The 16,073-nt window shown below is 44.4% G+C and carries 13 protein-coding genes; 9 read left to right on the plus strand and 4 right to left on the minus strand.

Going from position 1 to position 16,073, the window contains the following annotated elements; genetic code table 11:
* Positions 1-5: 5 nt before the first annotated feature.
* Both R7P74_RS14125 and nadC read right to left on the minus strand, forming a co-directional pair.
* Positions 6-479 carry a pilin gene (locus R7P74_RS14125; protein WP_065274839.1) on the minus strand — a complete coding sequence of 158 codons (474 nt, stop codon included), beginning with the start codon at positions 477-479 and terminating at the stop codon, positions 6-8.
* Between the two features lie 262 nt (positions 480-741).
* The gene (nadC, locus tag R7P74_RS14130; protein ID WP_047102656.1) at positions 742-1,629 is read right to left on the minus strand and encodes a carboxylating nicotinate-nucleotide diphosphorylase; all 888 of its coding nucleotides are present in this window, start codon (positions 1,627-1,629) and stop codon (positions 742-744) included.
* 92 nt (positions 1,630-1,721) lie between these two features.
* Between nadC and ampD the strand changes: the two genes are divergently transcribed.
* From ampD to lpdA, 5 genes are all read left to right on the plus strand, one after another.
* Complete coding sequence (gene ampD / locus R7P74_RS14135; protein WP_005386614.1) at positions 1,722-2,273, plus strand: 1,6-anhydro-N-acetylmuramyl-L-alanine amidase AmpD; 552 nt, start codon at positions 1,722-1,724, stop codon at positions 2,271-2,273.
* A gap of 405 nt (positions 2,274-2,678) precedes the next feature.
* A complete protein-coding gene (gene pdhR / locus R7P74_RS14140; protein ID WP_005379989.1) occupies positions 2,679-3,446 on the plus strand; it encodes a pyruvate dehydrogenase complex transcriptional repressor PdhR in 768 nt (255 codons plus the stop codon).
* A gap of 48 nt (positions 3,447-3,494) precedes the next feature.
* A complete protein-coding gene (gene aceE / locus R7P74_RS14145) occupies positions 3,495-6,158 on the plus strand; it encodes a pyruvate dehydrogenase (acetyl-transferring), homodimeric type (RefSeq protein ID WP_005386612.1) in 2,664 nt (887 codons plus the stop codon).
* A gap of 19 nt (positions 6,159-6,177) precedes the next feature.
* A complete protein-coding gene (gene aceF / locus R7P74_RS14150; protein ID WP_258478499.1) occupies positions 6,178-8,064 on the plus strand; it encodes a pyruvate dehydrogenase complex dihydrolipoyllysine-residue acetyltransferase in 1,887 nt (628 codons plus the stop codon).
* 267 nt (positions 8,065-8,331) lie between these two features.
* Complete coding sequence (gene lpdA / locus R7P74_RS14155) at positions 8,332-9,759, plus strand: dihydrolipoyl dehydrogenase (RefSeq protein WP_005379993.1); 1,428 nt, start codon at positions 8,332-8,334, stop codon at positions 9,757-9,759.
* Positions 9,760-9,904: 145 nt separating this feature from the next.
* On the opposite strand, the gene opaR is transcribed toward lpdA, so the two are convergent.
* Positions 9,905-10,519 (minus strand): transcriptional regulator OpaR, encoded by a 615-nt coding sequence (gene opaR, locus R7P74_RS14160; protein WP_005379994.1) that lies wholly within the window; start codon positions 10,517-10,519, stop codon positions 9,905-9,907.
* Positions 10,520-10,838: 319 nt separating this feature from the next.
* On the opposite strand from opaR, the gene hpt reads away from it, so the two are divergent.
* Positions 10,839-11,369, plus strand: coding sequence for a hypoxanthine phosphoribosyltransferase (gene hpt / locus R7P74_RS14165; protein ID WP_005379995.1), 531 nt, complete (start codon positions 10,839-10,841; stop codon positions 11,367-11,369).
* A 77-nt stretch (positions 11,370-11,446) separates the two neighbouring features.
* On the opposite strand, the gene can is transcribed toward hpt, so the two are convergent.
* Positions 11,447-12,115: a carbonate dehydratase gene (gene can / locus R7P74_RS14170; protein WP_005379996.1), complete on the minus strand. Its 669-nt coding sequence runs from the start codon at positions 12,113-12,115 to the stop codon at positions 11,447-11,449.
* Between the two features lie 281 nt (positions 12,116-12,396).
* Here can and R7P74_RS14175 point away from each other — a divergent pair, with 281 nt between their 5' ends.
* The 3 genes from R7P74_RS14175 (at position 12,397) to R7P74_RS14185 (ending at position 16,006) form a co-directional block, all read left to right on the plus strand.
* Complete coding sequence (locus tag R7P74_RS14175) at positions 12,397-14,067, plus strand: SulP family inorganic anion transporter (protein ID WP_005379997.1); 1,671 nt, start codon at positions 12,397-12,399, stop codon at positions 14,065-14,067.
* 250 nt (positions 14,068-14,317) lie between these two features.
* Entirely contained in the window at positions 14,318-15,235 is a 918-nt protein-coding gene (locus R7P74_RS14180) for an ABC transporter ATP-binding protein (RefSeq protein ID WP_005380000.1), read from the plus strand.
* Entirely contained in the window at positions 15,236-16,006 is a 771-nt protein-coding gene (locus tag R7P74_RS14185; RefSeq protein WP_005386598.1) for an ABC transporter permease, read from the plus strand.
* Positions 16,007-16,073: the final 67 nt, after the last annotated feature.

Below are 16,073 nucleotides of genomic sequence, written 5' to 3' on the forward strand. Positions count from 1 at the left end.
TTAAGTTAGTTTGGGCAGTAGTCTGTTTGTGCTTTACCGCCAGCTTTACATGAAGCCCCCCACTCTAAGCCTTGAGTTTTATATGATGCAGCCATGATATATTGCTCGCCTTTAGCAATAGGTCCCTTAACTTCATCAGCTGCTGCAATAACTGCTATCGCACCAGAAACGCTAGCATCTGTGGCTTTAACAACGCTAATTTCAATATTATTCAAAACGAATTTAGCGGGAATTCCATTTTCTTCCTTTACACATTCACTAATAAATGTTGTTTCATTTGAGGCATTCTCATGGGCACATAATTCTACTGCTAATTTGGCTGCCGCAGCTGCTTTTGGAAATTCTGACAATGTCGCTTTCTTAGTATAATTTTGGTAAGCAGGAACTGCGAAAGCAGATAAGATGCCAATAATCGCCACCACAATCATTAACTCAATCAGAGTAAAACCCTGTTGTTTTTTCTGTTTACTGTTTTTCATTTTTAACCCTTTCCTAAAAATTAATAATGCTCTTGCATTGGCGAAAGATTATGGAGAGTTAAGGTGGGTTGAAAATGGGGAAGAGATGGGCTCTCGAGTGAGATAAAACTCTTTGGTGAAAAGTTGCATATCTCATGCAGAGTTTTGCGAGTAGTACTATTTTTTTAGTGGATAAAAAGAAAGGGCCAATTGGCCCTTTTAAATGATGAGTTACTCACAACTCACTGAGTTAGTTGAAGTAATTGAGATTGTGTTGCTTTTATTATTTGAAGCGCATCGAAAGATCCATCGCTTTTAAATGCTTAGTCAACGCGCCTACCGAAATGTAATCGACACCGGTTTCTGCGTATTCTGCGATGGTCTCTAGCGTAATGTTGCCGGAGTTCTCTAAAGCGGCACGACCTGCGTTAATCGCTACGGCTTCACGCATCATTTCTTTTGTGAAGTTATCGAGCATGATGATGTCGGCACCAGCCTCTATCGCTTGTTTCAACTCTTCTAAGCTTTCCGTTTCTACTTCTACCGGTTTGCCTGGGTTAAGCTCTTTCGCTTTTTGGATGGCTTGAGTGATGCCACCACAAGCAATAATGTGGTTTTCTTTAATGAGGTAAGCGTCGAACACGCCGATGCGATGGTTAAAGCCACCACCACACGTCACGGCGTATTTTAGTGCGCTACGCAGACCAGGAATGGTTTTGCGTGTGTCTAGTAGACGACACTCAGTATGCGCGATTTTTTCAGCGTACTCTGCGGTAACTGTTGCGCAGCCAGACAACGTTTGGATGAAATTCATTGCGTTACGCTCACCAGTTAACAAGTCGCGAGCAGGGCCTGTCAGCGTGCAAAGGGTTTGGTTAGGTTCGACTTTATCTCCGTCCTTTACGTGCCATTCAATGCTGACCTTGCCACCGAGCTGTTTAAAAACTTCATCAGCCCATGCTTGACCACAGAACACACCATGCTCACGAGTAATAATCGTTGCGGTATTAACCGCCTCGGCAGGGATCAAAGATGCAGTAATGTCGTTATCTGCGTCGACACTGCCACCTAGATCTTCTTTTAAGGTATCAGCGACAGAGCGAGTGATCTCTAAAGGGAGTTGTTGTTTAAGGTATTCTAGGCGTTCTTGAATGTTGTGTGTGTTCTTCATCGCAAATCTTGTCTTGAAAGGGAGATGGCAACGAATGATACTCTCCGGTGTCAATAATTTCAGCAGTTAATTTGCAAAGTAGAGAGGTTGATATGCGCCCAATTATCGAGAATGGCTGGCTGACACAAGCAAAGCATGTTCCGTCACCATTTTTTGATGCCCGCTCTGATGTAAACGACATCTCTCTGCTGGTGGTACACAATATCAGTTTGCCTCCTGGGCAGTTTGGTGGACCATATATAGAGGACTTCTTCACTGGCAAGCTAGACCCAAATGAACATCCATTTTTTGAAGTTATTCACAAAATGGGCGTTTCTGCACATTGCTTGATTAAAAGAAACGGCGAGGTTGTTCAATTTGTTTCTTTTCTCGATAGAGCATGGCATGCCGGTCAATCCAGTTTCGCGGGCAGGGAGCGTTGTAATGACTATTCCATTGGTATCGAGCTTGAAGGGACAGAATTTACTGCCTACACAGAAGCGCAATATCAATCACTTGCAGAGATCACTGAGGTGATTATGCAGTCTTATCCTCAAATCACCCCGCCACGAATTACCGGTCATCAATATATTGCGCCCTTGAGAAAAAGCGATCCTGGTCTAAGCTTTGATTGGGTGAAATATAGACTGCTTATACAGCGTTGATTTGTAGCGAAAGTGTAAATTCAAAAAAGCGAAATAAATAAGGCATACGATCAGGTATGCCTTTTTTTGATACCAGAAATATTAATGATTGTTAAAAGTTAACTACATTTTTACGCTCGTACATGCCATTTTGGTGAATAAATAGACTGATAATTTTGTCATTTTCTGTATTTCTTTTCCAAAACTGCTAGCACGTCGACTTCCCATTTGTATGCTTTATGTAATTGGTCATACCAATTCTATTGCTGTTTTAACAGTCGATTGTTATCAGAGTGTTGGAAGTAAGCTCGTTCTATGATTTAGGTCAATTTTCGGCTGGACAGTGGCGTTTTAATTATGTTAATTTCTGCACCAACTTAAAATTGGTATTACCAATTACCTGCAAGAGTAGAAGAACAATAAATTATGGCTTATCAAAGGATTCGTCAGCCAAAACTCTCTGATGTTATAGAACAAGAGTTAGAAAGGTTGATAGTGGAAGGAACATTGTCTCCGGGGCAACAACTGCCTCCAGAGCGTGAACTGGCAAAACAGTTCGATGTGTCTCGTCCTTCAGTCCGAGAAGCCATTCAACGCTTGGAAGCGAAGCGTTTGTTGACTCGTCGCCAAGGTGGCGGAACATTCGTAAGTGAGAATATCTGGAAGAGCTTTTCAGATCCCTTGTTGAATTTGTTGTCTAGTCATTCTGAAACCCAGCTTGATGTGCTTGAGTCTCGTCATGCGATGGAAGGAATTTCAGCCTACTTTGCAGCTTTACGTGGTACCGAAGAAGATTTTGCGCGTATTCAAGGTTGCCTTGAGCGCATTAGCCAAGAGCAAGCAAACAACGATATCGAAGCTGAATCTGCGGAAGTAATGCAATTTTTGATCGCTTTGACAGAGGCCGCGCACAACGTGGTTTTGTTGCACATTGTTCGAAGCTTAGCACCTTTGCTTGAGCAAAATATTCTACAAAATTTTAAATTACTACGTCGCCGCCCAGAAGCGGTCGAGAAAGTTAGTAAACACCGAGCCAATATCGTGGATGCGATTGTTTCTGGTCAGCCTGAAAAGGCGCGAGAAATGTCCCACTCGCACTTGGCTTACATCGAAGAAACATTGTTGGATTTGACTCGAGAAGAGTCTCGACGAGAGCGTTCTCTACGTCGAATTCAGCAGGGTAATGACTCGTAAGAGCGTTACTTAAATAAGTAGATCCAACCAACAGAAGGATAGATCGCCATGTCTGATATGAAGCATGACGTAGATGCACTGGAAACTCAAGAATGGCTACAAGCGCTTGAGTCAGTTGTACGTGAAGAAGGTCTAGAGCGTGCTCAATTCCTATTAGAGCAAGTTCTAGATAAAGCACGTCTAGACGGTGTTGATATGCCAACAGGTATCACAACTAACTACATCAACACGATTCCTGCAGACCAAGAACCAGCATACCCAGGTGACACAACACTTGAGCGTCGTATTCGCTCAATTATTCGTTGGAACGCTATCATGATCGTTCTACGTGCATCTAAGAAAGACCTAGAGCTAGGCGGCCACATGGCGTCTTTCCAGTCTTCTGCTGCGTTCTACGAGACATGTTTCAACCACTTCTTCCGTGCACCAAACGAGAAGGATGGTGGCGACCTAGTTTACTACCAAGGTCACATTTCACCAGGTATCTACTCACGTGCATTCGTTGAAGGTCGTCTAACTGAAGAGCAGCTAGACAACTTCCGTCAAGAAGTAGACGGCAAAGGTATTCCTTCATACCCGCACCCTAAACTGATGCCTGAATTCTGGCAGTTCCCGACAGTATCGATGGGCCTAGGTCCAATCGCTTCTATCTACCAAGCTCGTTTCCTTAAGTACCTAGAAGGCCGTGGTCTTAAAGATACTTCAGAGCAGCGCGTTTACGCGTTCCTAGGTGACGGTGAGATGGATGAGCCAGAATCACGTGGTGCTATCTCTTTTGCTGCGCGTGAGAAACTAGATAACCTATGCTTCCTAATCAACTGTAACCTACAGCGTCTAGATGGCCCTGTAATGGGTAACGGTAAGATCATTCAAGAACTTGAAGGTCTGTTCAAAGGTGCTGGTTGGAACGTAGTGAAAGTAATCTGGGGTAACAACTGGGATTCACTACTAGCTAAAGATACGACTGGTAAGCTTCTACAGCTTATGAATGAAACGATCGACGGCGACTACCAAACATTCAAATCAAAAGATGGCGCGTACGTACGTGAGCACTTCTTTGGTAAGTACCCAGAGACAGCTGCACTTGTTGCTGACATGACTGATGACGAAATCTTCGCACTTAAGCGTGGTGGTCACGAGTCTTCTAAGCTATACGCGGCATACAAAAACGCGGCAGAAACTAAAGGTCGTCCAACAGTAATCCTAGCTAAGACTGTTAAAGGTTACGGCATGGGTGAAGCGGCTGAAGGTAAGAACATCGCGCACCAAGTTAAGAAGATGGACATGACTCACGTACTACACCTACGTGATCGTCTAGGTCTTCAAGACATCCTAACTGACGAAGCAGTGAAAGAACTTCCGTACCTGAAACTTGAAGAAGGTTCAAAAGAGTACGAATACCTACACGCTCGTCGTAAAGCGCTACACGGCTACACGCCACAGCGTCTACCAAAATTCACTCAAGAATTCATCGTTCCTGAGCTAGAAGAATTCAAGCCACTACTAGAAGAACAGAAGCGTGATATCTCTTCTACTATGGCATTCGTACGTGCACTAAACGTTCTACTTAAGAACAAGAACATTGGTAAGAACATCGTTCCTATCATTGCTGACGAAGCACGTACATTCGGTATGGAAGGTCTGTTCCGTCAAATCGGTATCTACAACCCGCACGGCCAAACATACACACCAGAAGACCGTGGCGTTGTTTCTTACTACAAAGAAGCGACTTCAGGTCAGGTTCTACAAGAAGGTATCAACGAGCTAGGTGCTATGTCTTCATGGGTTGCTGCTGCGACTTCATACTCGACAAACGACCTACCAATGATTCCGTTCTACATCTACTACTCAATGTTCGGCTTCCAACGTGTTGGCGACATGGCGTGGATGGCTGGTGACCAACAAGCACGTGGTTTCCTACTAGGTGCAACTGCGGGTCGTACAACGTTGAACGGTGAAGGTCTACAGCACGAAGACGGCCACTCGCACATTTTGGCGGGTACGGTTCCTAACTGTATTTCTTACGACCCAACGTTCGCGTACGAAGTAGCTGTAATCATGCAAGACGGTATCCGTCGCATGTACGGTCCAGAACAAGAAAACGTGTTCTACTACCTAACGCTAATGAACGAAAACTACGCAATGCCAGCAATGCCAGAAGGCGCTGAAGAAGGCATCCGTAAAGGTATCTACAAGCTAGAAACTTACACGGGCGACAAAGCGAAAGTTCAGCTAATGAGCTCTGGTACTATCATGAATGAAGTACGTAAAGCAGCTCAAATCCTAAGCGAAGATTACGGTGTTGCTTCTGATGTTTACTCTGTAACGTCATTCAACGAACTAACTCGCGATGGCCAAGATGCAGAGCGTTTCAACATGCTTCACCCAGAAGCGGAAGCGAAAGTACCTTACATCCAAACAGTAATGGGTACTGAACCTGCTATCGCAGCAACTGACTACATGAAGAACTACGCAGAGCAGGTTCGTGCATACATTCCTGCTGAGTCTTTCAAAGTTCTTGGTACTGATGGCTTCGGTCGTTCAGACAGCCGTGAAAACCTACGTCGTCACTTCGAAGTGAACGCAGGTTACGTAGTAGTAGCAGCGCTAACTGAACTAGCGAAACGTGGCGAAGTTGAGAAATCTGTAGTTGCAGAAGCAATTAAGAAATTCGACATCGACACAGAGAAAACAAACCCGCTATACGCTTAATTAAGAAGGTAGATAAGAAATGGCAATCGAAATTAATGTACCAGACATCGGTGCGGATGAGGTTGAAGTTACTGAGATTCTTGTAAGCGTTGGCGACAAGGTTGAAGAAGAGCAGTCTCTGATCACAGTTGAAGGCGATAAAGCTTCTATGGAAGTTCCTGCTTCTCAAGCGGGTATCGTTAAAGAAATCAAAGTTGCAGAAGGCGACAAGGTTTCTACTGGTTCTCTAATCATGATTTTCGAAGCCGAGGGTGCAGCTGACGCTGCACCTGCTCCTGCGGCAGAAGCAGCTCCAGCAGCAGCTCCAGCTCCAGCAGCAGCGGCAGAACTAAAAGAAGTTCACGTACCAGACATCGGTGGTGATGAAGTAGAAGTTACTGAAATCATGGTTGCCGTTGGCGACAGCATCGAAGAAGAGCAATCTCTTCTAACTGTTGAAGGCGACAAAGCTTCTATGGAAGTTCCAGCGCCATTCGCAGGTACTCTAAAAGAGATCAAAGTTGCAGCAGGCGATAAAGTATCGACTGGCTCACTTATCATGGTATTCGAAACAGCAGGTTCAGGCGCTCCAGCAGCACCAGCGGCAGCTGAAGCTCCTGCGGCAGCAGCTCCAGCAGCGTCTGCGGCAAAAGAAGTGAACGTTCCAGATATCGGCGGCGACGAAGTTGAAGTTACTGAGATCATGGTTGCGGTTGGCGACACAGTGGAAGAAGAGCAATCTCTAATCACTGTTGAAGGTGACAAAGCTTCTATGGAAGTTCCTGCACCATTCGCTGGCACAGTTAAAGAAATCAAGATTGCAGCTGGCGACAAAGTGTCTACTGGCTCACTAATCATGGTATTCGAAGTGGCGGGCGCAACACCTGCTCCTGCAGCAGCTCCAGCTCAAGCGGCAGCACCTGCAGCTCCTAAAGCAGAAGCTCCAGCGGCAGCAGCTCCAGCAGCGACTGGCGATTTCAAAGAAAACGATGAGTACGCTCACGCGTCTCCAGTTGTTCGTCGTCTAGCGCGTGAATTTGGCGTTAATCTTTCGAAGGTTAAAGGTTCTGGTCGTAAGAGCCGTATCCTAAAAGAAGACGTTCAAGCTTACGTGAAAGATGCACTTAAGCGTCTTGAGTCTGGCGCAGGTGCAGCAGCATCTGGCAAAGGCGACGGCGCGGCTCTTGGTCTACTACCATGGCCAAAAGTGGACTTCAGCAAGTTTGGTGAGACAGAAGTTCAACCGCTATCTCGCATTAAGAAGATCTCTGGCGCAAACCTACACCGTAACTGGGTAATGATCCCGCACGTTACACAGTGGGATAACGCAGACATCACGGCTCTTGAAGCATTCCGTAAAGAGCAAAACGCGATTGAAGCGAAGAAAGACACTGGCATGAAGATCACACCACTTGTGTTCATCATGAAAGCGGTAGCTAAAGCGCTTGAAGCGTTCCCAGCGTTCAACTCTTCTCTATCAGAAGACGGTGAGAGCCTAATTCTGAAGAAATACGTGAATGTTGGTATCGCGGTAGATACACCAAACGGTCTAGTTGTTCCTGTATTTAAAGACGTGAACAAGAAAGGCATCTACGAGCTATCTGAAGAGCTAATGGCGGTTTCTAAGAAAGCACGTGCTGGTAAGCTAACTGCGGCTGACATGCAAGGTGGCTGTTTCACTATCTCTAGCCTAGGCGGTATCGGCGGTACAGCGTTTACTCCAATCGTAAACGCACCCGAAGTTGGTATCCTAGGTGTGTCTAAGTCAGAAATGAAACCGGTATGGAACGGTAAAGAGTTCGAACCGCGTCTACAACTTCCACTGTCTCTATCATACGACCACCGTGTGATCGATGGTGCTGAAGGTGCGCGCTTCATCACTTACCTAAACTCATGTCTATCTGACATTCGTCGTCTAGTTCTGTAATAGAAATTAGATGAATGAGAGGCGGCAACTTAGCCGCCTCTGCTAATCATAATTACCGACAATTTGGTTATCAGCCTTGCTTCGTTCAGGGTTTTCACAATCGAATTGTTGTCTAGCTCACAGGCTAAATTGATTTACTTTTCACACCATTAACATCTCTGTAAACTGTTAGCGGTCTGAAAATAACTGTTTAAAACAAATCTCTCTTAAACATAAAAAATCGATACCCACTCAGCCTGTTAGGGATAATGACTACAAGAGGTCAAAATGAGCAAAGAAATTAAAGCCCAAGTTGTTGTACTTGGTTCTGGTCCTGCTGGTTACTCCGCTGCATTCCGTTGTGCGGACTTAGGTCTTGAAACTGTACTAGTTGAACGTTACAGCACGCTTGGCGGTGTATGTCTGAACGTGGGTTGTATCCCATCTAAAGCACTGCTTCACGTTTCTAAAGTAATTGAAGAAGCGAAAGCGATGGCTGACCACGGCGTTGTGTTCGGTGAGCCTCAAACAGACATCAGCAAAATCCGCATCTGGAAAGAAAAAGTTGTTAACCAACTAACTGGCGGCCTAAGCGGTATGGCTAAGATGCGTAACGTAACAGTAGTTAACGGTTACGGTAAGTTCACTGGCCCTAACTCTATCCTTGTAGAAGGCGAAGGTGAGCCAACAGTTGTTAACTTTGACAACGCAATCGTTGCGGCTGGTTCTCGTCCAATCAAACTGCCATTTATCCCGCATGAAGACCCACGTATTTGGGACTCTACTGACGCTCTAGAACTAAAAGAAGTGCCAGAAAAACTGCTTATCATGGGCGGTGGTATCATCGGTCTAGAAATGGGTACGGTTTACCACTCTCTAGGTTCTAAAGTTGAAGTTGTTGAAATGTTTGACCAGGTAATTCCTGCAGCAGACAAAGATATCGTGAAAGTATTTACTAAGCGTATCAAAGACAAGTTCAAGCTAATGCTAGAAACGAAAGTAACAGCAGTTGAAGCAAAAGAAGACGGTATCTACGTTTCAATGGAAGGCAAGAAAGCGCCAGCTGAAGCTGAGCGTTACGATGCGGTTCTAGTTGCTATCGGTCGTGTACCAAATGGTAAGCTAATCGACGGTGAAAAAGCGGGTCTAGAAATTGACGAGCGCGGCTTCATCAACGTTGATAAGCAAATGCGTACTAACGTTCCTCACATCTTCGCGATCGGTGATATCGTTGGTCAACCAATGCTTGCTCACAAAGGTGTGCATGAAGGTCACGTAGCTGCTGAAGTTATCTCTGGTAAGAAGCACTACTTTGACCCTAAAGTTATCCCTTCAATTGCGTACACTGAGCCAGAAGTGGCTTGGGTTGGTAAGACTGAAAAAGAAGCGAAAGAAGAAGGCATCAAGTACGAAGTAGCAACATTCCCATGGGCAGCATCAGGTCGTGCAATCGCATCTGACTGTGCAGACGGTATGACTAAGCTAATCTTCGACAAAGAAACTCACCGCGTAATCGGTGGTGCTATCGTTGGTACTAACGGTGGTGAACTACTTGGTGAAATCGGCCTTGCAATTGAGATGGGCTGTGATGCAGAAGATATCGCTCTGACTATCCACGCTCACCCAACTCTACACGAGTCTGTAGGTCTAGCTGCTGAAGTATTTGAAGGTTCAATCACTGACCTGCCAAACAAAAAAGCAGTTAAGAAGAAGTAAGCTTTTTCTGACTGAATGATAGAAGCCGCTGCATTGCAGCGGTTTTTTTATGCTTGTTACATAGGAATATAAATGTGTGCTTAGCTGACAGCAGACAATAAAAAGCCCACCAAACGGTGGGCTGACATATATTACTAGTTAAGCTTTAGTGTTCACGGTTGTAAATGCAAAGCATATCTAAGTATGAATTCACTAGATGTTTCAGTTCCGCTTCACCTTTAGCGCGGTTCGCTTGGACAAACAGTGAGTAACAAATACCGTGGAACAGGTTTGCCAAGTGTTCTGAATCGTGCTGGTCACACACCTCACCGCGTTCAATTGCTTTAATGAACATGTTTTGTACCAGCAACTGGTTAGTACGGTTAGTTGAAACAAACAATGGCCATACTTCATCACGTGTTGAAGCACTCCACTCGAACCATACTTTTAGCCAGTGACAGTCTTGGCTGACAAGCTCGATCATCGCATTAGTAATATTGGCGATGTTTTCACGTGCATGTAAGTCTAGGTCTATGTTATCCGATAGGAAGTTTGAGAACTGACGTACGACGTGATTGAGAACTTCATCCACCAAGTCTTCGCGTGTAGGGAAGTAGTTAAAAACAGTCGCCACAGAAACTTGAGCAATTTCTGCGATATCTGCGTGACCACCACGACCGATGCCGCGGCGCGCAAATACTTCCAATGCGATTTCCATTAACTGTTGCTTACGCTTAATTGGAGAAAGCCTAGTTCTAGGTCTCTTTGCAATTGAGTCCATATCCATTTTCCTTGCCATTTGAGTTGATATTGGGGGTAACCCCCTAATTGATTATTTTAATAGTTGCTTAAAGCAGTGATGAGTGTAATGGTGCATATGCACAAGGTCAACATCTGTAGAACAATTTATATACAGTAATGTCATTATTATTGATAAATTTAGCTATGAACTTTATAAAACTAAGACCTTCTTCCAAGATTTTTTGGCAACAGGATGCGACTTTCAACCCAATGAACGTGGTGATACACTACACGCCGTAAGATTAGGTGATCGTTTGCGTGCGACTTACCTCAACCCACAAATTTAGATTGAGCACAGTATGAAACATACAATAGAAGTCATGATTTCTGAGCAAGAAGTTCAGGAGCGAGTTCGTGAATTAGGCAAACAAATTACAGAGCGTTATCAAGGTAGTGAAGATCTTGTGTTGGTAGGCTTATTGCGTGGCTCATTTGTATTTATGGCAGACTTGGCACGTGCTATCGAACTGACTCACCAAGTTGATTTTATGACAGCGTCAAGCTACGGCAACACGATGGAAAGCTCACGTGACGTTCGTATCTTGAAAGATTTGGATGATGACATCAAAGGCAAAGACATTTTGCTTGTTGAAGACATCATTGATACAGGTAACACACTAAATAAAATCCGTGAGATCTTATCACTGCGTGAGCCGAAGTCTATCGCGATTTGTACGCTCCTAGATAAACCATCTCGTCGTGAAGTGAATGTTCCTGTGGATTGGATTGGTTTCGAAATCCCAGATGAGTTTGTCGTTGGGGTGGGTATTGATTACGCGCAGAAATACCGCCACTTACCATACATCGGTAAAGTTGTACCTCAAGAATAATTATTGAGTTCAGCATTAAAAATATAAAAAAACGCCCATCTAAGATGGGCGTTTTTCGTTCAACTTTTAGATATGACTTAGCGACAAAGGAGCTTGTTGTCTGTATTTAGAATCGTCGAAAGAGCTTTCTGGTAAGACGCTTCTACGGTTTCCTTAGAGTTAGAACGAATGCCTAAGTACTCTAAGCGACCATCTTCAATTCCGTATACCACACCATGAATTTCAACATCTTGTCCACGCTCCCAAGCGTTTTGCAGGATGGTTGAGTTACCCAAGTTGTACACTTGCTCTGCAACATTAAGCTCGCCTAGTTTATCCGCTCGATCTTGTTGCGGCATTTGATCTAGGTAAGTGCGGTGTTTGAAATAGATATCTCTGATATGTAACAGCCAATTATTAATAAGACCTAGCTTAGGGTTATCAATAGCTGCGTTTACGCCACCACATCCATAGTGTCCACATACAATGATGTGTTTAACCTTAAGCACGTCTACGGCGTACTGGACGACAGATAGACAGTTGAGATCAGTATGGATAACTTGGTTTGCAACATTCCGATGAACAAAGAGTTCACCTGAGTATAGTCCGGTTAGTCGCTCGGCAGGGACGCGGCTATCAGAGCAGCCAATCCAAAGAAAATCAGGCTTTTGACCCTCTGCGAGTTTTGCGAAGTATTCAGGTCGATCAGATTTGATCTCTTGAGACCATTTCGAATTGTTTTCAAATAACTGTTTTATTTCCGGCATTTTGCAAACTACTTCCCTTAAAAGACAAAATCGCTGCCGCTGTTTGTGTGCACATGCAAGCGATCAGTGTTGTAACTATACACAATGTTACAATTTCGATCTCGTTAAATATTCGTCAGATAGGACTCATCTGACTAGTTTTCATTAAGAAAAAAGTAAAATCTGGTGAAACTATTTGTGGTGTGAATTTAGCCTTAATCTATTTATGGTTTAAATTTTCGCCTAGCTCGTTAAAGTAGTGATATTTTACTTTTTAAAATTGAATGCAGGGAAAATCAGCAGTGTTCGGTAGTCGTTTTGAAGATATCAATTTCAAAGGGGATGTGTTTGGCGGGGTAACCACGGCGATTATCTCTCTCCCTCTGGCGTTAGCGTTTGGTGTTGCATCCGGAGCCGGGGCTGAGGCCGGCCTTTGGGGGGCAATAATGGTCGGTTTGTTTGCCTCGTTATTTGGTGGTTCTAATACGTTAATATCAGAACCGACAGGGCCAATGACGGTAATCATGACCGCAGTATTAACCAGTATGATGGCGAAATACCCAGAAACGGGCATGGCTATGACTTTCACAGTTGTCATGATGGCTGGCGCGTTCCAAATCCTATTGGGGACGTTAAAACTGGGTAAATACGTTACCTTGATGCCTTACAGCGTTATTTCTGGGTTTATGTCTGGCATAGGTGTGATTCTTATCATTCTGCAGTTATCGCCTTTGATGGGGCATGCTGCGCCTTCAGGGGGAGTACTCGGAACGTTATCTGCTTTGCCGGAGACCATTTCTAACCTTAAGTTCAGTGAGTTGTTTTTGGGACTACTGACTTTGGGGATTCTTTTTTTCTTCCCTAAGCAATATCGTAAATACGTTCCTGCACAGCTCGTGGCATTGGTCGCGGTGACTTTATTGTCTGTGATTCTCTTTGATACAGAAGATATTCGTCGTATCGGTGAAATTCCTGCTGGGTTACCTTCTCTCGTCGCACCATACATTGACACAGATATGTTTGTCGAGATGGTCATTGATGCATTAGTGCTAGGCACATTAGGTTGTATTGATACTTTGTTAACGGCAGTTATCGGTGACTCATTAACTCGTAAAGAACACGACTCAGATAAAGAGCTGCGAGGTCAAGGGTTAGCTAACATGATCTCAGGCTTGTTTGGTGCGCTGCCGGGGGCGGGGGCTACCATGGGGACGGTAACGAATATCCAAGTTGGGGCTCGTTCGCCATTATCTGGTGTGATTCGTGCACTAATGTTGGCGTTGGTTGTACTGGTTGCTGGCGGGTTAACAGAGCCAATCCCGATGGCTGTGTTAGCAGGCATTGCGGTGTATGTTGGCTTTAACATCCTAGACTGGAGCTTTATTCAGAGGGCACATAAGGTAAGTTTTTCCGGAATGGCGGTGATGTATGGCGTTATGTTGCTTACAGTATTCGTTGATCTTATCGTTGCGGTGGGTTTAGGCGTCTTTATCTCGAACATTATCATCATCGAGCGTTTGAGCCGAGAGCAGGCGCGACAAGTAAAAGCGATCAGCGACGCGGATGAAGATGATGTGCCGCTGACTGACAGCGAGCGTGGTTTGTTGGATCGTGCTAATGGTAAAGTGCTGTTCTTTTATCTTTCCGGTCCGATGATCTTTAGTGTTTCTAAAGCCATTTCACGTCAGCACTCTAGTATTTCGGACTATGACGTGATGATTCTCGATCTTACGGATGTACCAATGATTGATGTAACCGTCGGTTTGGCGTTAGAGAATGCGATTAAGGATGCTCTCGATGCCAATTGTGCCGTGTATTTATTATGCCCGAATGAGCGAACACGAGAACAGCTAGAGAAATTCCATGTGATTGACCTTGTGCCTGATGAAAATATGTACCAATTCCGTTACGAAGCATTGAATGCGGCGGTGGCACATGTTGAGGCAGACCAGTATCAGCGCATAACGGCGTAATCATTCTGACAGTTAAAAACGCAACAGTGTCCTGTTGCGTTTTTTTATGCTCTATTTTGTCTTACTCAGAGATAACCTTTACGAGGCAAGGGTTATATTTCCAATATTATCGAAAGGTTTATTTGTAATCATCGTTATTCAACGATAAACTGATGGACCTCCAATACGATACCCAAGGCGATTTTGTAGTAAACCGCTGCTAAATATAAGTCGGTATTAGTAATCACAAACAAACGGCAATCAAGACCTTATGTACGCATTAGAAATTGAACAACTGCGCAAGACGTATGCAGGTGGCTTTGAGGCGTTAAAAGGTATAAGTCTCCAAGTGAAAAAGGGTGACTTCTACGCGCTTCTGGGTCCCAATGGTGCAGGAAAATCGACCACGATTGGCATCATTTCCTCCTTAGTGAATAAAACCTCCGGAACGACGAAAGTTTTCGGTTATGACATTGATACCGACCTCGAATTGGCCAAGCAGAATTTAGGCTTGGTGCCACAGGAGTTCAACTTCAACCAGTTTGAAACCGTTGAGCAAATTGTGATGCAGCAAGCTGGCTATTACGGTGTGTCTAAAGTATTAGCCAAAGAAAGAGCAGAAAAATACCTGAAAAAATTGGATTTATGGGAAAAACGCCAAGAGCGTGCTCGTAACCTATCCGGTGGGATGAAGCGTCGTTTAATGATCGCAAGAGCTTTGATGCACGAGCCGCAATTACTCATTTTAGATGAACCAACGGCTGGAGTGGATATTGAACTACGCCGCTCAATGTGGGGGTTTCTGAAAGAGATCAACCAAGAGCAAGGAATTACGATTATTTTAACGACACACTACCTAGAAGAAGCGGAGATGCTGTGTCGAAATATCGGCATTATTAATCGTGGTGAGCTGATTGAAAATACCACCATGAAGGCGTTACTAGGTAAGCTAAGCGTCGAGACATTTATCTTGGATATTGAGTCAGAAGTCGAGGTGCCTGAGCTTGAAGGTGTTAATCGACAAAGTATTGTTGATGGCTCTTTAGAGATAGAACTAGATAAAAGCCAAGGATTGAATTCGGTATTCAGTCAGTTAACCGAGCATGGCATTAAAGTTCTCTCAATGCGTAACAAAGCCAACCGACTTGAAGAGTTGTTTGTCAGCATTGTAAGAGAGGGGAGTAATTAAATGTACGGTTTATATTGGACGGCATTTCGCAGCTTGCTGAGCAAAGAAGTCACTCGTTTTACACGTATTTGGGTGCAAACCTTAGTGCCGCCAGCCATTACGATGACGTTGTACTTCATCATTTTCGGCAATCTTATTGGCTCTCGAATTGGTGAGATGAGCGGCTTTAGTTACATGGAGTACATTGTTCCAGGTTTGATAATGATGTCGGTGATCACTAACTCATACTCGAACGTGGCGTCGTCATTCTTTAGTGCAAAGCTACAGAAGAACATTGAAGAACTGCTGGTGGCACCGGTACCAAACTATGTGATTATTGCTGGCTACGTGATGGGCGGCGTGACTCGAGGTTTGTTGGTCGGTGCAATTGTTACTTGTGTGTCACTTTTGTTCGTTGATTTGCAAGTGGAGCACTGGGGCATTATTGTCGCGACTGTCTTCATGACGTCGGTGGTATTTGCTCTCGGTGGCTTGATCAATGCGGTTTACGCAAAAACGTTTGACGATATTTCGATCATCCCTACGTTTGTATTGACTCCTCTAACTTACTTGGGAGGTGTCTTTTATTCGATTAGTCTTCTGCCTGAATTTTGGCAAGGCGTTTCTAAGATCAACCCAATCGTCTACATGGTGAATGCGTTCCGCTACGGCTTTTTAGGTGTCTCGGATGTGGGCATTGTCACTTCATTTAGTGTACTTGCAGTGTTTGTTGTTGCACTGTATGCCATTGCGCATTACCTAGTAACCAAAGGGATTGGCCTAAGAAGCTAAGCCATTCTCATAAAGCAAAGAGCAGCGACTCATGCTGCTCTTTCGCGTGCATAACAATACATACCCA

This window comes from Vibrio sp. 2033 (assembly GCF_033339735.1).